General features: G+C 58.0%; 20 protein-coding genes and 1 riboswitch. Of the genes, 9 read left to right on the top strand and 11 right to left on the bottom strand.

All coding sequences use genetic code 11. The features are described 5' to 3' along the window. Nucleotides 1–17: 17 nt before the first annotated feature. Complete coding sequence (locus OJ965_RS01400; RefSeq protein ID WP_009092983.1) at nucleotides 18–1,121, top strand: DUF2817 domain-containing protein; 1,104 nt, start codon at nucleotides 18–20, stop codon at nucleotides 1,119–1,121. Here the strand turns inward: OJ965_RS01400 and OJ965_RS01395 are convergent. After that, complete coding sequence (locus OJ965_RS01395) at nucleotides 1,080–1,853, bottom strand: HalD/BesD family halogenase (protein WP_265135345.1); 774 nt, start codon at nucleotides 1,851–1,853, stop codon at nucleotides 1,080–1,082. The genes OJ965_RS01400 and OJ965_RS01395 overlap by 42 nt on opposite strands. A 100-nt stretch (nucleotides 1,854–1,953) precedes the next feature. Between OJ965_RS01395 and OJ965_RS01390 the strand changes: the two genes are divergently transcribed. Beyond that, nucleotides 1,954–2,856 (top strand): LysR substrate-binding domain-containing protein, encoded by a 903-nt coding sequence (locus tag OJ965_RS01390; protein WP_265135344.1) that lies wholly within the window; start codon nucleotides 1,954–1,956, stop codon nucleotides 2,854–2,856. Between the two features lie 41 nt (nucleotides 2,857–2,897). Here the strand turns inward: OJ965_RS01390 and uca are convergent, their stop codons facing one another. From uca to OJ965_RS01355, 7 genes are all read right to left on the bottom strand, one after another. Next, nucleotides 2,898–6,503, bottom strand: coding sequence for an urea carboxylase (gene uca, locus OJ965_RS01385; RefSeq protein WP_265135343.1), 3,606 nt, complete (start codon nucleotides 6,501–6,503; stop codon nucleotides 2,898–2,900). Nucleotides 6,504–6,666: 163 nt separating this feature from the next. Next, nucleotides 6,667–7,302, bottom strand: coding sequence for an urea amidolyase associated protein UAAP2 (locus OJ965_RS01380; protein ID WP_009092979.1), 636 nt, complete (start codon nucleotides 7,300–7,302; stop codon nucleotides 6,667–6,669). Between the two features lie 10 nt (nucleotides 7,303–7,312). After that, nucleotides 7,313–8,041 carry an urea amidolyase associated protein UAAP1 gene (locus OJ965_RS01375; protein ID WP_265135342.1) on the bottom strand — a complete coding sequence of 243 codons (729 nt, stop codon included), beginning with the start codon at nucleotides 8,039–8,041 and terminating at the stop codon, nucleotides 7,313–7,315. Further along, entirely contained in the window at nucleotides 8,038–8,823 is a 786-nt protein-coding gene (locus OJ965_RS01370; RefSeq protein ID WP_265135341.1) for an ABC transporter ATP-binding protein, read from the bottom strand. The genes OJ965_RS01375 and OJ965_RS01370 overlap by 4 nt, the downstream gene beginning before the upstream one ends. Beyond that, the gene (locus tag OJ965_RS01365) at nucleotides 8,820–9,635 is read right to left on the bottom strand and encodes an ABC transporter permease (protein WP_154928766.1); all 816 of its coding nucleotides are present in this window, start codon (nucleotides 9,633–9,635) and stop codon (nucleotides 8,820–8,822) included. The genes OJ965_RS01370 and OJ965_RS01365 overlap by 4 nt, the downstream gene beginning before the upstream one ends. A gap of 24 nt (nucleotides 9,636–9,659) precedes the next feature. Then, nucleotides 9,660–10,718 (bottom strand): putative urea ABC transporter substrate-binding protein, encoded by a 1,059-nt coding sequence (locus tag OJ965_RS01360; protein ID WP_265135340.1) that lies wholly within the window; start codon nucleotides 10,716–10,718, stop codon nucleotides 9,660–9,662. A gap of 60 nt (nucleotides 10,719–10,778) precedes the next feature. After that, a riboswitch (guanidine-I (ykkC/yxkD leader) is annotated at nucleotides 10,779–10,877 on the bottom strand. A 355-nt stretch (nucleotides 10,878–11,232) separates the two neighbouring features. Next, nucleotides 11,233–11,619: a cupin domain-containing protein gene (locus OJ965_RS01355; RefSeq protein WP_009092973.1), complete on the bottom strand. Its 387-nt coding sequence runs from the start codon at nucleotides 11,617–11,619 to the stop codon at nucleotides 11,233–11,235. A 290-nt stretch (nucleotides 11,620–11,909) separates the two neighbouring features. Between OJ965_RS01355 and OJ965_RS01350 the strand changes: the two genes are divergently transcribed. Further along, on the top strand, nucleotides 11,910–12,707 hold the full coding sequence (locus OJ965_RS01350) for a MetQ/NlpA family ABC transporter substrate-binding protein (RefSeq protein WP_009092972.1): 798 nt from the start codon (nucleotides 11,910–11,912) through the stop codon (nucleotides 12,705–12,707). 150 nt (nucleotides 12,708–12,857) lie between these two features. Here the strand turns inward: OJ965_RS01350 and OJ965_RS01345 are convergent, their stop codons facing one another. Beyond that, nucleotides 12,858–13,565: a phage antirepressor KilAC domain-containing protein gene (locus OJ965_RS01345; RefSeq protein WP_009092970.1), complete on the bottom strand. Its 708-nt coding sequence runs from the start codon at nucleotides 13,563–13,565 to the stop codon at nucleotides 12,858–12,860. A gap of 377 nt (nucleotides 13,566–13,942) precedes the next feature. Here OJ965_RS01345 and OJ965_RS01340 point away from each other — a divergent pair, with 377 nt between their 5' ends. Next, nucleotides 13,943–14,377, top strand: a complete 435-nt coding sequence (locus OJ965_RS01340) for a 6,7-dimethyl-8-ribityllumazine synthase (protein WP_009092969.1) — start codon at nucleotides 13,943–13,945, stop codon at nucleotides 14,375–14,377. A 63-nt stretch (nucleotides 14,378–14,440) separates the two neighbouring features. Then, nucleotides 14,441–14,914 carry a nuclear transport factor 2 family protein gene (locus tag OJ965_RS01335; protein WP_009092968.1) on the top strand — a complete coding sequence of 158 codons (474 nt, stop codon included), beginning with the start codon at nucleotides 14,441–14,443 and terminating at the stop codon, nucleotides 14,912–14,914. A 45-nt stretch (nucleotides 14,915–14,959) separates the two neighbouring features. On the opposite strand, the gene OJ965_RS01330 is transcribed toward OJ965_RS01335, so the two are convergent. Further along, nucleotides 14,960–15,355, bottom strand: a complete 396-nt coding sequence (locus tag OJ965_RS01330) for a hypothetical protein (RefSeq protein ID WP_140923429.1) — start codon at nucleotides 15,353–15,355, stop codon at nucleotides 14,960–14,962. A gap of 362 nt (nucleotides 15,356–15,717) precedes the next feature. Between OJ965_RS01330 and OJ965_RS01325 the strand changes: the two genes are divergently transcribed. From OJ965_RS01325 to OJ965_RS01315, 3 genes are all read left to right on the top strand, one after another. Continuing rightward, complete coding sequence (locus OJ965_RS01325; RefSeq protein ID WP_265135339.1) at nucleotides 15,718–16,488, top strand: MerR family transcriptional regulator; 771 nt, start codon at nucleotides 15,718–15,720, stop codon at nucleotides 16,486–16,488. Nucleotides 16,489–16,612: 124 nt separating this feature from the next. Beyond that, nucleotides 16,613–17,002, top strand: coding sequence for a DUF1090 domain-containing protein (locus OJ965_RS01320; protein WP_046102669.1), 390 nt, complete (start codon nucleotides 16,613–16,615; stop codon nucleotides 17,000–17,002). 455 nt (nucleotides 17,003–17,457) lie between these two features. Next, nucleotides 17,458–18,732 (top strand): Glu/Leu/Phe/Val family dehydrogenase, encoded by a 1,275-nt coding sequence (locus OJ965_RS01315; protein ID WP_140029172.1) that lies wholly within the window; start codon nucleotides 17,458–17,460, stop codon nucleotides 18,730–18,732. A gap of 40 nt (nucleotides 18,733–18,772) precedes the next feature. Here OJ965_RS01315 and OJ965_RS01310 read toward each other — a convergent pair whose 3' ends face one another. Next, on the bottom strand, nucleotides 18,773–19,942 hold the full coding sequence (locus OJ965_RS01310; protein WP_111208729.1) for an ROK family transcriptional regulator: 1,170 nt from the start codon (nucleotides 19,940–19,942) through the stop codon (nucleotides 18,773–18,775). A 293-nt stretch (nucleotides 19,943–20,235) separates the two neighbouring features. Here OJ965_RS01310 and OJ965_RS01305 point away from each other — a divergent pair, with 293 nt between their 5' ends. After that, entirely contained in the window at nucleotides 20,236–21,483 is a 1,248-nt protein-coding gene (locus OJ965_RS01305; RefSeq protein WP_265135338.1) for an extracellular solute-binding protein, read from the top strand. Nucleotides 21,484–21,492 lie beyond the last annotated feature (9 nt).

Below are 21,492 nucleotides of genomic sequence, written 5' to 3'. Positions count from 1 at the left end.
GCAGGCGTCTGGATACTATGGCCTTGCCCGACTATCAGGTTCAGCGCGCACGCTTTCTGGTGGCTGCAGAGCGCACAGGTGCGGTGGTGACCTCTTACCGCCATCCCCTGCCTGGCCCGCAGGGCGAGGCGCTCTATACGGATGTGGCCCGACGGGGTCCTGCCGACGCGTCACGCGTGATGCTGGTTATCTCCGGCATACACGGCGTCGAAGGTTATTATGGTTCGGATTGCCAGATAGACTGGCTGGAGACGCGCGACGAAAACGCGCTCCCTGCTGACACGGCGCTGGTGCTGGTGCATCTGCTTAATCCCTGGGGCGCAGCTCATCTGCGGCGTGTCAATGAAGATAATATCGATCTTAACCGTCATTTTATCGACTTCAGCCAGCCGCTGCCCGCTAACCCCGCCTACGCCGGGTTACACTCCCTATATCATGGCGACCGTGACAGCGCTGATCGGCAGCTGGCCGAAGTCCTGCGTGACACCGGCTGGCAGGCAGTTAAACGCATTGCAGAAGCGGGACAGTATACGTCTGCTGAAGGCTTTTTCTTTGGTGGAACACAGCCCGCCTGGTCCTTTAACACGATGGCGGAGATCGTTGCGCAGCATCTCTCCGTGGCGAAAACCATCATCAGCTTCGATCTCCACACCGGAGCCGGAGCCTGGGGCCATCCCATGCTGCTCTCCATTGCAGAGCAGCATTATGCCGCCCATGAGTGGGGCAAAGACATTTATAGCGAGTGGCTGACGCTGCTCTATACCGGCGCCGGGCGGGACAGCGCCACCGGCATTACGGCAACCGCAACAGGCTATCTGTCACAGTATCTGCTTACCGCCCTCGACGGTACGCTGATTTTACCGCTGGTGGTCGAATGCGGAACTTATGAAGGGGAAGAGATGCATCGGCGGGTGCGGGACGATCACTGGCTTCATCTCTCTGGCGACCCCGCCAGTGCAGAGGGCCAGAGGATCAAAGCAAACCTTGTCGAAGGATTCTGGCCCTGCGATGCAGACTGGCGGGCGTTAGTGGCTTTCCGCACGCAGCAAATCTTTGAGCGCGGCTGGCGTGCCCTGATTTCACAGTCTGCCGTAAAAAGTCATCCGCGCGGTTTCGGATAGCGCAATGCCGGGCTGCGTGTTGTAAGCCAGCACCGCCAGCATGCGGGTCACCTCACCTTCGGTCGGGGTCACGCGGTGCAGGGAGTTGCGCCCGCGAAACAGCACCAGATCGCCGGGCTCAATCGCCAGGGCCTCGACCGGCTGGCGTTCATCCAGCACCGCCGCGACGCCTGCATAATTCATCTCACCGGCATCGGCATCCCGCAGATCCTTCACATACTGAAACACCCCGCCCGCCTGCGGTTTTTGCACCAGCAGGGTGATAGCAAAAGAGGAGTTGTCAAAGTGCCAGCCCAGCTCCTGGCCGTGAGGCGCATAATGCAGGTTGATCGACGAAAGCGGATCGGCATAGGGATAGAGCGCGTTCTCTCCCAGCACGTCGCACAGGAACTGTTTGAACAGCTCATCCGTATAAAGCTGACGCAGCGGGGAGTCGGTCGCAATAGCGTCATCGGTAATGCAGCCTTTGGTGCTGATTACGTCACGATTGCGCGGATGATCGGCGCTGAAGGCCGCATCAGGTTTCATCAGATAAACGTTATGTTTGCTGAGCGTGTGATAAGCCAGGTGACGCTGCGCGTTGCCCTCCTGAACTATCGCTTCCAGAGCGGCGGTCTGTAAGAACTGACGCAGGACCAGCGCGCCAGCGTGATTTAATTGTTCACGACAGCGGTGACGCCAGCCACGATCGGCCAGCGGATGAAGATCGAGACGAACCAGGGAGTCAGTCATAGCAACAGTTCTCATCATGAGCAGGAGTGATGCTACTCTACCTGTCGCCTGCTAAGCCTGTGTAACGATAAAAACTTAATACCCTGATAAGGAAGCGTTAATGCCTGCCCACTCACCCCGGTTGCCTAAAATCAGTGTTATCCAGTCCTTTAAAGTGGCCGCCGAACTGGGCAGCCTGGCGAAAGCGGCGGCCCAGCTGGCATTGACGCCGGCGGCGGTGAGCCAGCAGATTCGTCAGCTGGAGGAGCAGCTCGGCAGCGCGCTCTTTTTACGCACCCAGAGCGGCGTGATGCTGACTGACACCGGCAAGGCCTATCTGCGTTACGTCACCGAAGCCTTTGATATCCTGCACCTGGGTCAGCAGAATATCCGCCATGCGGCGAAAGCGCCGACACTCACGCTCTATGCCTTACCAGCGCTGGCGTCCAAATGGCTGTTGCCCCGGCTGGCGAGCTGGCGCGCCTGTTGCCCCGATAGCGATCTGTCGTTACATGGCACGCACGCGCAGGTTGATTTCACAGCGATGCCTGCAGACTTCGTCATCTGCTTTGGCGAAGATCGCTATCCGCAGCTGGACAAACAGTGGTTATTCCATGATGAGGTGCTGCCGGTTGCCAGCCCCGCCTTACTCCAGCGCTATACGTCAGAAACGATCTTCCGTCAGGCACCTTTAATTCACCTCGACTGGGGCAATGAGGGCCGGTTCCTGCCGGACTGGCGAAGCTGGTTTCAGGCCAGAGGCGTGGATGAACCGGCTCCGCAGCCCGCATTCAGTTTCAATCTGACCTCGCTGGCAATTGATGCTGCCGTGGCGGGGGCCGGTCTGCTGCTGGGGCAGCGCCGCCTGATCGCGGCGGAGCTGGCGCGGGGCGAACTGGTGATTGTCGACGATTTCAGTCTGCCGCTGAGCAAACCCTATTATCTTGCCTGGCCGCAGCGCACGCTGAGTCAGCCGGGCAGCGAGGCGCTGATTACCTGGCTACGTGAAGCGGGCGCAGGCTAAGAAGCGTTCTGCGTGACAGGTGACCCTGTCACGCAGAACTGTTAAGACCGATCTTCAAGGATGATGGCCACCCGCTGTCCTGCCCGCACGGCGCTGCCCGGCTGCACGCTGACCTGCTGAATCACCCCGTCACAGGGGGCCAGCAGCGGAATCTCCATTTTCATAGATTCCAGCACCACCAGCGTATCGCCCGCCCTCACGCGGCATCCCGCTGCGGTCTGAACCTGCCACAGGTTGCCGGAAACCGGACTCTCAACGCCCTGCTCCCCGGCCTCAAGCGGCGCGTCTCCCGTTTCCGCCACCTCACTCTCCTGAGTGGTGTAATGTGCCTGTCCGCTGGCTATCCAGCGGTCACGCTCAGCATTGAACGCCTGTTGCTGATGTTGACGAAACGCGCTGATGCTTCCGGCTTCGCGGTCGAGGAAATGCTGATATTCCGCCAGCCGCAGCGTGCCCTGTTCTATGCGCAGCGGATAGCGTCCTACGGGAAAATCGCGACGGATCTGCAGCAGCTCATCAGCCGAAACCGGATAGAAACGAATCTGGTCGAAAAAGCGCAGCAGCCAGGGCTTACCGCCAAAATCGGCGACATCGCGATAGCGATTCCACATCTGCAGCGTGCGGCCAACAAACTGATAGCCGCCAGGCCCTTCCATGCCGTAGACACAGAGATAAGCCCCGCCAATGCCCACCGAGTTTTCGGCTGTCCAGGTGCGTGCCGGATTATATTTCGTGGTGACCAGACGATGGCGGGGATCCAGCGGTGTGGCGACGGGCGCGCCGAGATAGACGTCGCCCAGCCCCATCACCAGATAGCGGGCATCAAACACCGTCTGCCATACGGCTTGTTTATCCGGCAGATCGTTGATCCGGCGGATGAACTCCAGGTTGTCCGGGCACCAGGGGGCGTCCTGCCGCACGGTGGTCATATATTTTTCGACCGCTTTCTGACAGGCGGGATCGTCCCAGGAGAGCGGCAGATGCACCACGCGCGTCGGCACCTGAAGGTCATCACTTGTGCAGACCCCCTCCCACGCCTCCCGCACCCACGCCAGCAGCGCCTCCGGGGTCAGGGTTTCCGGCTGGAAATGGATCTGCAGGGAGCGGATGCCGGGCGTGATATCAACGACCCCCGGACGGGATTGCGCTTCCATCGCCTGCATCAGCGCGTGGATGCGAAAACGCAGCACCAGATCCAGTTCCGGCTCGCCAGCTTCCAGCAGCAGATGCGTATCGCCTGAGAGACGCGCCACCAGACGCTTATCCTTTTCACCGCAGGTCATCACGACAGGCGACGTGAGCGGTGCCGGCTGCCAGGCGATCGCCTGTGGCTCGAGCGTTGCCAGCTCGGCACGTCCTCCTGCGGCCAGTCGGCGGGCGGTGGGAATGTCCACCGCCACAAACTGCACCTTATCACCGGCTTTAAGCTGCCCCAGCTGCCAGAGATCCGCTTCGATGACCGTCACCGGGCAGACGAAGCCGCCCAGGCTGGGGCCATCGGGGCCGAGAATGACCGGCATATCGCCGGTGAAATCCACTGCGCCAATCGCGTAAGGATTATCATGAATGTTGGAAGGATGCAGTCCTGCCTCACCCCCGCTCTCGCGGGCCCAGATCGGCTTCGGTCCAATCAGGCGAACACCGGTACGGCTGGAGTTGAAGTGCACTTCCCATTCGGTGGCAAAGAAAGTCCCGATATAGTCGGGCGTAAAAAACTCCGGCGCGCCGTGGGGGCCATAAATTACCCTCAGCGTGCGCACCGCGGCCAGCCCCGTGCAGAGCGAGGCGGGCAGTGATGTGCCCGTCACGTCTGCCGGGCGCGGTGCCAGGTGAAGCACATCGCCGCTGCGCAGCGCCCGGCCTCCGTGTCCGCCGAACTGGCCGAGCGTAAAGGTGCTTTTGCTCCCCAGATAATCCGGCACCTGAATCCCGCCGCTCAGGCAGAGGTAGCTTCTGACGCCTGAACCGGCGATCGCGCCCAGCTTCAGCGTTGAGCCCGCCGGAACAGTAAAGACGGTATTCATCGGCTGATCGACCCCCTCCAGCGTGACGGGGAGCGGCGCTCCGCAGACCACCGCCTGCACGTCGGTATTCAGTTTCAGGGTCGGGCCGTTAAGGGTGATCTCCAGCGCGGCGTCGCCCTCAGCGTTGCCCAGCAGGCGGTTGCCGAAGCGCAGCGCGCGGTCATCCATCGGTCCCGAAGGCGGCACCCCCACCGCCCAGTAGCCCAGACGGCCGGGATAGTCCTGCACGCTGGTCTGGGTTCCGGCACTCAAGACCTCCAGCGTGGCCGCCTGATAACCGAGCTGCTCCAGACAGCGGGTCCAGGGTTCCCCCGTGGTGAATGGCGCAAAAGCCAGTATCTGCAGCAGATAGAGGCGATTGGTCTCGACACCATATAACCGGGTTTCCACCAGCGCCTGAGCCAGCGTGGCAATGGCTTGGTCGCGAGTAGGACAGCAGGCGATGGTTTTCGCCAGCATCGGATCGAAAAAGGGCGGCACTTCACTGCCCGCCTCCACCCAGCGGTCGATACGCAGCGTCTTTCCTCCGGCTGGCGGGAAAAAAACATCGGTCAGCAGGCCGGGTGACGGCTGAAACTGCCGTCCCGGATCTTCCGCGTAGATCCGGGCCTGAATGGCGTGGCCCTGTGGTTTCAGCGTGGCGGCTAAACGATCCAGCGGCGGGAGCTCCCCGGCGGCCAGTTCTATCATCCACTGCACCAGGTCAACCCCCCACACCTGCTCCGTGACCCCATGTTCGACCTGAAGGCGGGTGTTCACTTCCAGAAAATAGAAGTGCTGCGCCGCGCTGTCATAGACAAATTCAACCGTTCCGGCGCTGCGATAGTTCACCGCTTTGCCCAGCGCGATGGCGGCGGAACAGAGTACCTCTGCCATGCCGTCAGGCAGATTGGGTGCAGGTGTCTCTTCAATGACTTTCTGATTACGGCGCTGAACCGAGCAGTCACGCACCCCCAGCGCGATCACTCCGCCTTTGCCATCACCGAAAATCTGCACCTCAAGATGACGGGCGCGTTCGATATATTTTTCGAGAAAGACCCCGGCATCGCTGAAGTTGTTCTGGCCAAGACGCTGCACGGTGTCAAACGCGTCGGCGAGTTCATCCTCATCGCGGCAGACGCGCATACCGATGCCGCCGCCGCCTGCGGTGCTTTTCAGCATGACCGGATAGCCGACCCGGGCCGCTGCCCGGCGGGCTTCATGGCGGTCCGCCAGCAGTTCACTTCCCTCCAGCAGCGGAACGCCTTCGGCTTTCGCCAGCGCGCGTGCCGTGTGTTTCAGGCCGAAAGTACGCAGCTGCTGCGGCGTGGGGCCGACAAAAATCAGGCCCGCCGCCTCGCACGCCTCGGCAAAGGCGGCATTTTCCGAGAGGAAACCGTAGCCGGGGTGGATCGCTTTCGCCCCGCTCTGCCGTGCGGCGGCGATGATCTTCTCCGCCACCAGATAGGTTTGCGCGGCGGGCCCGTCGCCCAGGCTGATCGCGCTATCCGCCTCACGGATATGCAGGCTGCTCAGGTCAGCCTCAGAGTAAACGGCGACGCCCTTCACCTGCATGGCGTGCAGGGTACGCAGAATGCGGCAGGCGATCGCGCCGCGATTGGCAATCAGTAACGTATCAAACATAGGTGATGCTCACAGGGAGGCGGGTCGTCCCGCAGAATTCGCTATTCCCTGGGGCCGTCCCCGGGGATGACCGGCACCTGACAGTGCAGCGGCGGTAGAGGCAGACAGGCGATCGATCAGAGCGGGAATGTCAGGCCCGGATGTTGCGCTGTCGGATGCAGATTCAGTTCCACACCAGCACCTCTGCAGGCGTCGGGTTCCAGCCGTTGCAGGGATTATTGAGCTGGGGACAGTTCGAGATCAGCACCATCACGTCACACGCCGCGATCAGATCAACATATTTGCCGGGGGCTGACAGTCCATCTTCAAAGGTCAGCCGCCCTTCCGGCGTCACCGGAACGTTCATAAAAAAGTTGATATTGGCGCCGATATCGCGCTTGTGAAGGCGGCCATCATGCAGGCAGGCGCAGAGAAAGTTATCCCGGCAGCTATGCATGTAGCGCTTATCGTGGGCATAGCGCACGGTGTTACTCTCCTGGGAGCAGGCCCCGCCCAGGGTGTCGTGGCGTCCGCAGGTATCGGCAACCAGGGTCAGCAGCGGATTACCGAGATTGGAGTAGAGCACGCTGCCGGTAGTCAGATAGACCTTTCCCTGACGACGCAGGGTGCGCTGGGGATCGTAACGCTCGCGGGGGTTATCGGCGCGATAGAACAGGGTATCGATCGCCTGGTTACCTTCGAGGTCGAGCAGCCGCAGCCGCTGCCCTTTTTTGACCTCAAACAGACAGGGCTCCCCGGCCGGGATCACATGACGCCAGACTGCCGTTTCAGGATGATAATCAGGGGTAATCGCTGTCATCACAGCCTCCTTACAGGGAAAAGTGTTGGGTGTTTTGCATGGCGCGCTGATTTTCATCGCGGGTGAAAATGACGTCGCTGAGGGCCTGACCCGCATCGGCCTGATACCAGTTCAGCTGAATCGGGCGTGGCAGATACTCAGTGGCGGGATCCTGAGGGTGAGGCAGCGCGGTCAGGACGATCAGCACGTCCATCGGCGCATACAGCTCAACAAAATCGCCGGGCTGACTGTTGCCTGAAATGAAGGCAAAGCGCCCCGCCTCATCCACCGTGACTTTGCTGAAAAAGTTCACCACCATCAGCAGGTCTTGCAGGCCGAGATCCCATTTACCCATCTCCACCAGCAGGTTATCGACGCCGTTACGGTAGAAACCGTTGCGCAGTTCCTGATAGCGTCCGCTGCCGTACTTGTCGTGCGTCTCTTCGGCGTTAAGGACGCCGCCGAACGGGTCATGCCAGCCGCAGCTGTCCGCCACGATAGCCGCCAGGACGCGACCCATATCAGAGTAAAAACAGTGGCCGGTGGTCAGCCGCGCGGTGTGCTGACCCTTAAGGGTGTCGGGCAGGTTCAGCCGTTCACTTTTTTCGTGCGGATTGAGCATCATGGCGCTGACGTTAGCCCCGCCGTCGATATCGGTCAGGCGCAGGATCCCGCCCTTACGCAGGATCAGCGAGGTATGCGCGCCGCCTGGAATCTGCTCTTCGCGCAGGCTGGGGCCGGAGTGAAAAAGTGCCGTCATTGAGCGTTCTCCTTTAAGGGGTAAATGTTGTCTTTGCGGCCGGTCGCCAGCTGGGACAGCCGCGTCTCGTTGAGCGGAATGTCATAGGTGATACGCGCTCCCCACGCATTGGGTGCCTGGGGATCGAGGCGCACCTTGTCAAAAACCAGCAGCCGGGTGCCCAGGTTGAACCCTTCGGCAAGGTCGTGCGTGACCATAAAGACGTTCATGCGGGTTTCGCTCCAGAGCTGAAGCAGCAGGGCGTGCATATCTTTGCGGATGCCAGGGTCAAGTGCGCCAAAGGGCTCATCCAGCAGCAGCACCCGTGGCTGCATGACAAACGCCTGGGCAATCGCCAGCCGCTGCTGCATCCCGCCCGACAGCTGCGCCGGATATTTGTCGAGCGCATGGCTCAGCCCCACTCGCTCCAGCATCTCTCTGGCCTGCTGACGCGCCTGACGTTTTCGGGCGCCCAGCAGCCGGCCCCACAGCGGTGACGCCGGGAGTTCCAGACCGATGGTGACGTTATCCAGCACGTTGAGATGAGGAAAAACCGAGTAGCGCTGAAAGACCACGCCGCGACTGCGATCGGGCTCCGCCGGCAGCGGCTCACCATCGAGCGTGATGGTGCCGCGCGTTGGTTGCTCCTGACCGAGCAGCAGTCGTAAGAAAGTCGATTTCCCGCAGCCGGAGGCACCCACCAGCGAGCAGAACTCCCCTTCCCTGACCTGCAGATTGATGCGCTCCAGCACCACGTGGTCGCCATATTCCTGCCAGATGTTTTTGATATCGATAAAACTCATTCCCGGCCTCCTTCCGCCCACGGGAAACAGGCTTTGTGCAGCTGACGCAGCGCCAGATCCATCAGCCAGGCCAGCAGGGTTATCCAGATGACATAAGGAATGATGACGTCCATCGCCATGTAGCGGCGGACGAGGAAGATGCGGTAACCCAGCCCGGCGGTGGCAGAGATGGCTTCGGCGGAGATCAGGAACAGCCACGCCGAACCCAGCAGCAGGCGCAGCGAGGTAATGAGTCGCGACAGCAGCTGGGGCAGCACTACCCGCAATACCACCGTCCAGCTGTTCGCGCCCAGCGTCTGGGCTTTGATGAAAAGCTCGATCGGGATCTCCCGCGCCCGCTGTTCCAGGTCGCGGGCCAGCATCGGGGTGATGCCGATGACGATGAGCATCACCTTTGACAGCTCATCCAGCCCGAAGACGATAAACAGCATCGGCAGCAGCGCTAGCGGCGGGATCATCGACACGACGGTCATAAACGGCGACAGCGCCGCGCGGGTCATGGGAAATACCCCGGCAGCAATACCGATGCCCAGGCCGATCAGCGCAGAGATCATCAGGCCCGTCAGCAGACGGGTGAGACTGATCAGCGTATCCGCCCACAGCAGAAACTCACCGCTGCGTTTATCGGGCGTGAACGCCATCCGGTCAACCGCGGCGACCATCTGCGACAGACCGGGCAGCAGTTTATCCTGCGGGTTTGCTTCCAGCCGCACCGCCGAGCTGATAAACCAGGCGGCGATCAGCAAGACAAACGGCAACAGCATCAGCGTCAGGCGCATTCCCTGTCGGGGATAACGGTTAATGTGGCGCATGGCGTAAGCTCCTCAGCCCGGAATTCAGAGCTGGCTTGCCGCGGCCATCTTCAGATAGCTGTCGTCAAAGCGCAGTCTGATGTTGGCTTTGTCGCCGAGGGTCTGGTTGCCGGGAAAGGCCATACCGATGAAGTCAGCGCTTTGCGCACCCTCGCCGAGCAGCCCCTTATCAAAAGAGAACGCGGCCACGCGCTGCATGGTTTTTGCCAGGTCGGGCGAAGCGACAAAGGCCTCTGTATCGGCAGGGGTCCAGAAGAGATGGGTGGTTTTGAGCTGTGCCTGATAACCGGCGAGGTCAGTGCCGGAATCCGCGGCCATCGCACTCAGCGCCTGGGTATCACCCGCCTGCATTTTTGCCATCATCTCAAACCACGCACCGGTCAGCGCTTTGCCCAGTGCGGGGTTGTCGTGGAGGGTTGCTGTGTTCACGACCATCATATCGATCAGCTCGCCCGGCACGGCGGAGGAGCTGAACACTTCTGTGGTCTGCGGACTCTTTTTGATGACGGAAAGCTGCGGGTTCCAGGCCACTGCGGCTTTGACACCGCTGGTGCCGAAGGCGGAGACGATATCGGCATCAGAGGTGTTCACGACCTTAACATCCTTCTCCTGCAGTCCGGCCTTTTCCAGACCGCGCACCAGCAGATAGTGCGATACGGACAGCGCGGGCAGATAAACCGACATGCCTTTCAGGTCGCTGAGTTTTTTATTCACGCCTTTCAGAACGATGCCGTCGTTACCCTCGGAGTAGCTGCCGGTGATCAGCGCCGTGGAATCGACGCCGCCCGCGGCGGGAATGGTCAGGGCATCCATATTTGTCATGGTGCAGCCGTCGAACTGCCCTGCGGTGTACTGGTTGATCGATTCGATATAGTCATTCAGCTGGACGATATTGATTTTAATGCCATATTTGCTGGCCCACTTATCGATGATTTTTTCATTAGCGATCGTGCCCCAGGGCATCCAGCCCGCATAGATGGTCCAGCAGACGTTGAACTCTTTTTTAACTGCGGCGAAAGAGGGCACACTGGCCAGCAGTGCCAGGGAGAGAATGAGCGTGCGGAGAAGGGAAAATGTCTTCATGGTTGACCTCTGGTTGGCACAAAAAAACGGGAGCAGCGCAAGACACCAGATGGTGCCGCTGTCTCCCGGGCTTTTGTCCCGCCGTGTAACCTCGCAGAGGTCGCCAGCTCTCGGACCAGACATTCACCTGCGTGAACCGGAACCCTAGCAAGCTATTCAGTATCAGTTGTGTAGTGCGCTGCTTACTGAACGGGTTATTGCAATTGGCGTACCAGAATTTAAAGTCTTTTTAATCATTCACTTATAAAGCATGTATAACGACAGGCCCCGTGATGGTGAGTCAGCAGCGTGCGTTGCACATAATCAGTGCCGGGATTCACTCCTCTTCAGGATGCCATTTCTGAGCGCAGGTGAACTCAGCTGTGACGCGCCTCGCCTGTCGATAAAACAGCGGTTTCAGGATGTGGATATGCAGGCTCTGGCGAATCGCTTATCAGGGAAGTGAATGACTGCGGCGGCGCTGCGGGCGGGATGAATAACGGCAGCGCGCTGCACTGCCGTTTTTGCAAGAGTGTCAGAACTCTTCGGGTTCCCCCGGCAGTGGCTCGGTCAGCGCCTGTCCTTTGACCCCGGCATAGGTAATCACCAGTTCGGCAGGCTCCTCCAGCGTGTAGCCACGGTGCGCACTGTTGACCGTCTCATTCAGCGCTTCTCCGGCGTGGAAGGTACGCTGCTCCCCGCTCGCTTTGTCTTCCACAATCAGGGTGCCTGAAAGGATAAACGCCGCATTCGGCATCGGATGCGTGTGCCACGGCAATGACGTATGGGCAGGCAGTGACAGGCGCATTACGGTCAGTTCCGGCTCGCCGTGCGGATAGGATTCAATGACCTCCCCGTTCCAGGCCTCCCCGCTGCGCATGACTTCAACCGCTTCGATCCCGTTCTTTTCATCTTTTGACATCAGTATTCCCTGTTAACAATCAATGCAATGCTGCGAACCGCAGGCTTTAAGCGTAGAAGAGAATGCGCGGACTGGCTGAGGGGATGTTGACCGGATGAGTGCGCCAGAGGAATAAAACCGCCCGGACAGCCGTGAATGGCATCGGTTAATTCACGGGCATAAGTCGCCAGCCTGATGAATTAATGAACAATATCCGGTATATGGTTATAAGATATATCCCTCCGTCAGTTCGCAACCTGACATTTCTGTATTATCTTTGAAGCCATCAATTCTCTGAGGGATTTCTGATAATGAAAGGTTTGTTTGCCGCATTACTGGCCAGTTCTGTTTTATTATTATCCGCCTGCTCTAAAGATGACGATAACAAAGTCAAAGTGGCGATTAATACCGGGCCGGACGAAGCGATCTGGCAGGTGGTGAAACAGGTTGCAAAAGATAAATATCAGCTCGATGTCGAAGTGCTGAACTTCAATGACTATGTACTGCCGAACGAAGCGCTGAATAACAAGGAAGTCGACGCCAACGCTTTCCAGAGCCTGCCTTATCTGGAAGATCAGTCTAAAGAGCGCGGCTATAAATTTGCGGTAGTTGGCAAGACGTTCGTCTTCCCGATTGCTGCCTATTCGCACAAAATCAAGAACATCAGTGAGCTGCAGAATGGTGCGACAGTGACCATCTCTAACGAAGCTACCACCCTGGGACGCAGCCTGCTGCTGCTGCAGGCGCAGGGCCTGATTAAGCTGAAAGAGGGTGTGGGTTATTTACCCACCTCACTGGATATCATCGAAAATCCTAAAAACCTGAAACTGGTTGAAGTGGATACGCCGCAGCTGACCCGCACGCTGGATGATCCGAACGTGGCGTTCTCGATCATTAATACGAACTTCTCGGCTCAGGCAGGATTATCCGCTCACCGCGATGGTTTATTTATGGAGAGCGCCTCTTCGCCTTACGTCAATGCCCTGGTTTCACGCGAAGACAATAAAGACAGCGATAAAATTCAGAAGCTGAAAGCGGCGCTGCAGTCGCCTGAAGTCGCGGCTAAAGCGGAAGAAGTTTATAAAGGCGATGCAATTAAAGGCTGGTAATCGCCCGCAACGCATCCCTGGGATCAAAAAATCAAAAAAGGCCGCATTCCGATGCGGCCTTTTTTATGTCAGCACAGTATGTATGAGCGGATGCCTGCGCCTTAACCTCTGCCAGTCACGCCGCGCCAGCCCGCCAGGCCAGAGGCACCGCTACGCAGCGGCCCCTTTTGGCTGAGCGGAAAGATGCGCTGCCCACAGGCTTGCCACCCATTTCACCCCTTTTGCAGTAAAACGCGCTTGTGAGAAGGCGTGCTGGTTTTCGCCGGTGCCGGTGTGCAGCGTAAAGTAGCCGGCCTGCAGATGGTAATGCTGCGGCGTCAGGGTACCTTTGGCGCGGTACATGATATTGCGCTCCAGCAGAAACTGACGAAACTCCGGCTCTTTCGCTTTCAGCATTTTGCAGAGCTGACGAAAGCCCAGCGAGTCATCCACCTGAACGAAGTTATCAAAGAAGGCGGCCTTAGGCGCGGAGAGAGCCAGCTGCTGCTCCGCCGCCTGACGCTGTTCAAACTGTTCAGCCCAGGCACGTGCAGCCTCAGCCGGGTTGGTAAAGTCCGGCAGATGGGTGGTTCTTTCCCGGTCCTGCCAGCGATCCAGCACTTCGGCCGTAAAGCCTGGCGACAGGCGTGCCACGGCCAGCAGGGAGTCACGCTTGCTCAGGCGGTACTCCTGACGCACCTCCCCTTCGCGCTCATAGTCATTCACTTTGAGCGGCTGAGAAAGACGCTGAGCCGTTTCCAGACTTTTGATTAACCGCTTCACTTCTCCATGTGTAATACCGGTCATCTGAGCCAGCTCACGGCTGCTCATTGTGACCGATTGTTCCAGAGATTTGAGGCTTTCAGTCGAAATCATCATGGGTTCACCCCTCGCTAACGCTACCAATACCCGGCGGGCAGTCCATTTATTATACAAAATACTGTTCAGATATCCAGTATTTTATTTAAGCAGTTTCATAACCGGAATCTGTTACGCAAACCGGGCGGTGAAAGGGATTTTGCTGGCAGGATCAGGCGTCTGAACGGCTCTGGCGGTTGTCTGACAGGGTTTAATGCCCGCAAAGAGAAGAAAGGTTATTCACACATAATGACAATGGTGGACACAGGCTGTTTACATTACAGTATAGTGATGAGAGTCAGCAGGTTACCGGCCTGTCCGGCTTAACGTTTCATCCGGGGTTCAGGGACGTCATCGCGCTCATTACCACGGGATATTACCTTTTACTGGAGTAAGTCATGCAGCCGTTGAAAGTCGCCTTTATTAAAGCTAACTGGCATAGCGAAATCGTTTCTCAGGTTCTGACCGGATTCGAACAGGAGCTGGAGAGCCGGGGAACCTCCTATGAGATCAAAACCTGGGATGTGCCGGGCGCCTTTGAGATGCCGCTGCTGGCACAGCGTCTGGCGCAGACCGGCAACTTTGATGCGATTGTCTGCGCGGCGCTGGTCGTGGATGGCGGCATCTATCGCCATGACTTTGTGGCTCAGGCGGTGGTGAGTGGTCTGATGCAGGCCCAGCTGGCCACCAACGTGCCGGTCTTCTCGGTCTCCCTGACGCCGCATAACTTCCAGCCTTCGGCGGAGTTTATCGACTTCTACACCCAGCACTTCGTGAAAAAAGGTCAGGAAGCGGCCCGTGCCGTCTGCCAGATCCACGCGCTTGAACTTTAATATGGCCGTAACAGAGCCCGGGGAGCGATAACATCCGGGCCTTTGCGTCGTTAAGGAGAAACATTGGAAACTTCACGTCCGCCCTTACCCCCTTTTACCCGGCCTGAAGAGGCGGCAGAGAAAGTGCGTCTGGCTGAGGATGGCTGGAACAGCCGCGATGCCGGGCGGGTAGCCCTGGCCTATTCTGTGGACAGCCAGTGGCGCAACCGCGATACCTTTCTGACCGGCCGCAGTGAGATCATCGCCTTTCTGGAGCAAAAATGGCAGCGGGAGCAGCAGTACCGGCTGATAAAGGAGCTGTGGAGTTTCGATCAAAACCGGATAGCGGTGCGCTTTGCCTATGAATGGCACGATGAGCGGCGGCAGTGGTATCGCTCTTACGGCAATGAGAACTGGGCGTTTGACGAGCAGGGTCTGATGAAGCAGCGCTTTGCCAGCATCAACGATCTGAAAATCAGCGAAGCGCAGCGGCTTTTCCACTGGCCGCAGGGACGCCGGCCTGACGATCACCCTTCCCTGAGTGAACTCGGCTTATAACCGTGGCGCGTTCAGCGGAGAGCGTTGCTCTCCGCTGTCCTCTGCTCAGCCCTGCTCGTCCTTGTTCTCGACAAAGGTGGCTTTGTTACGGGTGACCGTATAGGCCACTTTTTTGACGTCCTGAGGTGACGTGGTCACTTCCACCGGTGCGATGGTGACACGCCCCATCCCGAACAGCGTCGGTACATAACCGCCAATCTGGTGTTTTCCGGCCGGAACGTGCAGCAGCATGCTTTCGCCATTCGGTAATTTACCGGCATCTTTGCCATCTACCGTCAGGAAGACGCTTGAACCATCATCGGCACGGGTTTTAACGTGTGAAACATCAATCTGCGTCGGACCCGCAGCAAATTCATCTGGCGTATCGCTGGGCGTCTGTTTCGCACAGCCGGTTAATAACGCAGTAACCGTCAACGCGGCGAAGGTAAAACGATAAGGCATTGGGCACTCTTTCTCCTGATCATCAGAACCCCATATTTTAGTCGTTTGCCTGGCAGATAAAAGAGGAGGAGAGATCGGTATCCTCTTAAAAAAGTTAAAATATCCCTGGATTGCCCGGTATAGTTGCGTAAAGAATTTTTACTGAATAAATAAACAGTCTTTTTTTTCACGAGCCGCAGATTTTTTAACCTGCTGATCAGCCTCGATTTACCCGGCTGCTCACGACGAATAAACGCAGCGTCACGCCGCGTGGCCGCTGTTTTTCCTCCGGACCCCCCCTGTTCATTAGCAGTTATCAGGTTCATAGTAGACGTTCATCCCCGGTTAACCCCGGCGGCCATTCCCTCAACAGAGGGCACAATATGCTTTTTCATACAACGGAAACGGTCTGTGCAATAACCGGCACGCATCCTGCGAACCTGAAGCGCTGGGTGAAGCAGGGGTTACTGACGCCCAGACAACACGCTGAACACTGGAGTGACGCACAGCTCAGTGAAATCCGCACGCTGGTTGACTTAACTGCCACGGGCGCGACGCCCGAGGAGATCAGACAGGGTCAGCAGACCGCCACCTCGATCATGACCAACGGCTGGGCGGCGCGTAAAGGTGACATGCTCTGGCAGCTTGAGTTCGGGACACCCCTGTCGCTTTCGCGTCAGATGAACAATATGTCCGGTAACTACAGCGGGGATGACTTCATTATTAATCTGCTGCGCCCTCTGAGTGTCTGGCTTCACGCAGACCGGCGTCAGGGGGCCACACGCCGTCTTGCCCGGTTTGAAAAAACGGTGCAGCAGCAGGCTGACCTGATGATGCGTGACGCGGCGCGAAACCACGCCTCTGTTCCGCTGTTTCTGGAAGCCGTGAGCGTCCTGGACAAAACCGAAATCTGGCTGGAAGCCATTCGTCTGACCGCGATGGGTTTTAGTGTCGAGGTGGATGCCAGTGCCAGCGGACAACCGGCGTTTAACACCGGACGCCATGCGCATCATGTCATGTGGTGTGGTGCCGGCATCAGTCAGGTGATGCAGGACTATTTCAGACAGCAGAGTCAGCAGGGGCATCCCGTCATGCTCAGTGGTCCTGATTGCCGCCTTAGCCTTTCCCGGTCAAACGCCTCAAGCGCTGCCTGACAGCAGGCAGCCTTTCCCCCTCTCCGCTTTTTCCGCGCCAGTGAATATTTTTTTCTGTTAAGAACCGCTTAAGGCGGCTTCGTATACTGTTGTCTCCACCTCCTGACTCATAGATGAGACGACAATGAAAAAGACCTTACTGGCCTTCAGCCTTTGCCTGCTTCCCCTGACCTTCACGGCGGCGCATGCCGACTCTGCGTTAACCGGTTGTGCAGCAAAAAAGCAGGAGATTGAGACGCAGCTCTCCTTTGCCCGACAGCACAATAATTCTCACCAGATTGCCGGGCTGGAAAAAGCGCGGCGTGAGGTTGAAGAGCACTGCACCGAAAGCGGCCTGCTGAAGCAGCGACAGGAAAAAGTGGCCGAAAAGCGCAGCAAGGTTCAGGAGCGCGAACAGGAACTGGCTCAGGCGAAAGCCGAAGAACGCAGTGCCAGCAAAATCCGCAAGCGTGAAGAGAAGCTTGCTGAGGCGCGTCAGGACCTGAAGGAAGCGGAACAGGCGCTGACGCACTAATCTGATAAGGCCAGCCAGCGATGCTGGCCTCTTATTTTTTAATTTTTCCCGGCTGTTTTCTAACCTGCTGAATAATCACCGCTATTCACCTTTTATCCATTACTTAATGTAATCGGTTGATTACTTATTCTCATGCACTTAATTGGTGCAATAAAGTCAATATCGCGTCGATCAATTCTTTAACTTTTTGAACGCCTTCAAAGAATTGAAAGATAGCGAGTTTTCTCGCGCTATGCACGAAATACGCACTTCGTGCGCATCATTATTCGCCCCGCAGGGGGTGTAATCAGCAAACTATTCACTTTCTCTGCCCCAGAATGGGGCATAACCCGGTCGGGAACGGGCGCCTGCCACATCTTATTTGTTTCAGGAGTGTTAGATTATGACGGCGCAAAACAGTACGCGCGTCATCCACGGCTCCACACAATAAATAACTTCATTAAGAAAGGTTTTTTATGGATAAGTTATCTTATGCGTCTGAAAGCAGCACATCTGCCTGGTCAACCTACCTGCAGCAAATCGACCGGGTGGCGCCCTATCTGGGCGATCTTTCACGTTGGATAGATACTTTACGTCATCCCAAGCGGGCACTGATTGTCGACATTCCCCTGCAGATGGATGATGGCTCAATTCGCCATTTTGAAGGGTATCGCGTTCAGCACAACCTTTCACGCGGTCCCGGCAAAGGGGGCATTCGCTATCATCCGGATGTCGACCTTAACGAAGTCATGGCGCTTTCCGCCTGGATGACCATCAAGTGTGCCGCCGTTAACCTGCCCTACGGTGGCGCTAAAGGGGGCATCCGCGTCGATCCTTTTAAACTTTCTGAGGGCGAGCTGGAGCGTCTGACACGCCGGTATACCAGTGAGATTGGCATCATCATCGGGCCGCAGAAAGATATCCCGGCTCCGGATGTCGGCACCAACGGTAAAGTGATGGCGTGGATGATGGACACCTACTCCATGAACCTCGGCACCACCGTTACCGGCGTCGTCACCGGTAAACCCATTCATCTGGGCGGCTCGCTGGGCCGTGAGAAAGCCACCGGCCGCGGGGTCTTTATCACCGGACGCGAAGTGGCGCGTCGCGCAGACATTGAAATTGAAGGCGCCCGCGTGGCGGTTCAGGGGTTTGGTAATGTCGGCAGTGAAGCGGCCCGACTGTTTGACGAGGCGGGCGCGCGCGTGGTGGTGATTCAGGATCACACGGCCACCCTGTTCAATGCCGACGGTATCGACATGGCAGCCCTGACGGAATGGCAGATTGCGCACAAGCAGATCGCCGGTTTCCCGGGCGCGCAGAGCATCGGCAAAGAGGCGTTCTGGACGACGGAGATGGACATTCTGATCCCGGCGGCGCTGGAGGGTCAGATTACCCGTGAGCGTGCTGAGGTGCTGAGCTGCAAAATCGTGCTGGAAGGCGCGAACGGCCCCACCTACCCTGACGCCGACGACATGCTCGCTTCACGCGGCATTATCGTGGTGCCGGATGTGGTCTGCAATGCGGGCGGCGTAACCGTCAGCTACTTCGAATGGGTGCAGGACATGGCCAGCTTCTTCTGGAGTGAAGATGAGATCAATCGTCGCTCAGACAAGATCATGACAGAAGCGATGGTTCACGTCTGGGACAAGTCGAAAGAGAAAGCATGCTCGCTGCGCACCGCGGCCTACATTGTGGCGTGTGAGCGTATCCTGATGGCGCGTAAAGATCGCGGGATCTATCCGGGCTGATCCCGGTGGCGCTGTTGTCTGCAACAGCGCCATTTCCTCTCTACTTCATCAGCACCTGAAACTGTGGGTTAAACTCATCGAAGATGGGCAGCGCGGCGGCACCCAGCGCGGCGGTATCGCTGCCGGTCATGCCGGTCTTCAGTCGCATCGCATTCAGATAGCGTCCGCGAACCGACTGATAGAGCGGCGGTAACTGCGCGACCATCTGCTCCAGCAACGGCGCGGGCATCATCCCGCCGATAATCACCGCTTCTGCATCAAACACCGACTCCAGAATATTGATTGCCTGGCGCAGTGGCGTCTTTATGCTTTCAATCCAGGCACTGAAACGCGCAGGATCAATCTGCAGCAGGTCGTCAGGCAGCGCCCGCATCGGATCGAGGCCGCAGAACTCATAGGCAGCCTGTAACGAGACATAACGCTCAAGACAGCCCTGATTGCCGCAGTAGCAGTCGCGCCCGTCCGGCTCGACCACGATGTGGCCGATCTCCCCCGCGTTATGGGCATGGCCGGTGTAGATGTGGCCATCGGTGAAGATCCCTGCGCCCAGGCCGGTGCCGATATAGAGATAGATAAAGGAGTTAAGCTGACGGGCGATGCCATGAAACCGTTCACCAATGGCGGCCACGGTGGCGTCATTCTCCAGCGTCACCGGCAGGCCACTGATCGCGCCAAGTTCAGCTTCGATATCGACCTGCTCCCAGCCGTTCAGGGTGGTCGGCCCCACTGATGAGATGCCCTCTACGCCAAACGGTCCCGGCATCACCACGCCTATGCCTAACACTTTCTGCCACTGCGCGCCGAGAAAGGCCCGCATCTCCGTCAGCACGTCAGCAATGCACGCCAGGGTGGCAGCAGGCTGGGGCTTCTGCACCAGCAGGAGGCGGCGGAAGTGGACTTCGCCGCTGAGATCGACCAGAACCAGCAGCAGGGTCTGGTGATCGAGGTGAATCCCGATCGACCAGGCACTGGTCGGATTCAGCGTGACCGGAATGGAGGGCTGACCACGCCCGCTGCGGCGAGGTTGGCGGCTGGTCAGCAGTTCAGCCTGCTCCAGCTCTGCCACGATGTTGGAGACGGTCTGCGGCGTCAGCGCCGTCAGCCGTGCCAGTTCGGCACGGGTCAGCTCACCATGCAGACGAATCGCTTCAATCACCACACGGCGGTTATGCGCCCGCGCATGTTCAAGGTTGGTGCCCGAGGTTCTCATGTTGTTTTCCCTTACAGCGCGACCTCACAGTATTGGTATGCGGAGGAATGGAGGCAAACAATATCTTTGATCGTGTACGCAATTTCTGCGGTTCAGGATAGGCAAGGCGGCGATAAAAGCGCAGTCTTGGCGCCAGCGTTGTTACGACGTTGTTAATGTTACCGCCCTTTACTGGCACGTCCTTTGCTTAATTCCTGACAGGTCAGCCTGCCCGCTGACCATTACGCCCCTGATTAAATCAATCAAATTGATTTAATTAACCGACAGCCTGTTGCTGCATAGTGGAGAAGACCATGTCACAGCGTTATACCCCCCGACTCAAAGCCGGCTTTGCCGCCTTAATGATGTTAAGCGCAGGCAGCGCCGCGGCGGCCACGCAGATTAATGCCCTGTTTATGACGCAGGCCGCCTACAGCGAAAATGATATCCGCGCCATGACGCAGAACTTTCAGAAAGCGCATCCGGATGTCAGCGTCAATCTGGAGTTTGTTCCCTATGAAGCCCTGCATGACAAGATCGTGGCGGCGCGCGGTGCGGGTGGCAATGGCTATGACGTGGTGCTGTTCGATGCCATCTGGCCGGCAGAATTCAGCCGTTTCGATCTGCTGCAGGATGTCTCATCACGCATTACCCCCGACGAAAAAGAGAAGGTTTTCCCGGGTGCGATGAACACGGTGATCTTCAAAGGCAAAACGCTCGGCATGCCGTGGATCCTCGACACCAAGTACCTCTATTACAACAAAGCGATGCTGGCGAAAGCGGGCATTACGACGCTGCCAGAGACCTGGCAGCAGGTGCTGGATGACGCGAAAATCATTAAAGAGAAAAAGATCGTCAACTATCCGCTCGTCTGGAGCTGGTCTCAGGCGGAAGCGCTGGTGTGTGATTACACCACGCTGGTTTCCGGCTTTGGCGGCCAGTTTTATCAGAACGGTAAGCTCAGCTTCTCCAGCCCGGCCTCTCTGAAGGCGCTGGCGCTGATGAAAAGCTCACTCGATCAGGGGCTGAGCAATCCGGCGTCGCGTGAATATCTGGAAGAGGATGTGCGTAAATCGTTCTCCAATGGCGATGCGGCGTTCGCGCTGAACTGGACCTACATGTACAACATGGCCAACGATCCAAAGCAGAGCAAAGTGGCGGGTGAGGTGGGCATCATGCCTGCGCCGGGGGATGCACCGGGCAAAGTGGGTGCGGTCAACGGCTCAATGGGGCTGGGTATCACCAAAGGCAGCAGCCATGCGGATGAAGCGTGGCAGTACATCCGCTATATGACCTCTCAGCCGGTGCAGAATCAGTATGCGAAACTCAGCCTGCCGATCTGGAAATCGTCCTATCAGGATGAGGCGGTGGAAAAAGGCCAGGAGAGTCTGATCGCCGCGGCGGATAAATCGCTTAACGTGATGCTGTCACGTCCTGAGACGGCCGACTACTCGCGCCTGTCGAACCAGCTCCAGCAGCAGTTGCAGCAGGTGTTACTGGGCAAAACGTCGGCCCAGGATGCGATGGCGACGGTCGATAAAAGCGCCGCCCGGCTGCGTTAAGGAGTGATG

The organism is Pantoea anthophila (assembly GCF_026104315.1).
GTDB classification, from domain to species: Bacteria; Pseudomonadota; Gammaproteobacteria; order Enterobacterales; family Enterobacteriaceae; genus Pantoea; species Pantoea anthophila.
The sequence above is the reverse complement of the archived record's forward strand: the minus strand, read 5'-3'. Positions and strand labels throughout refer to the sequence as shown.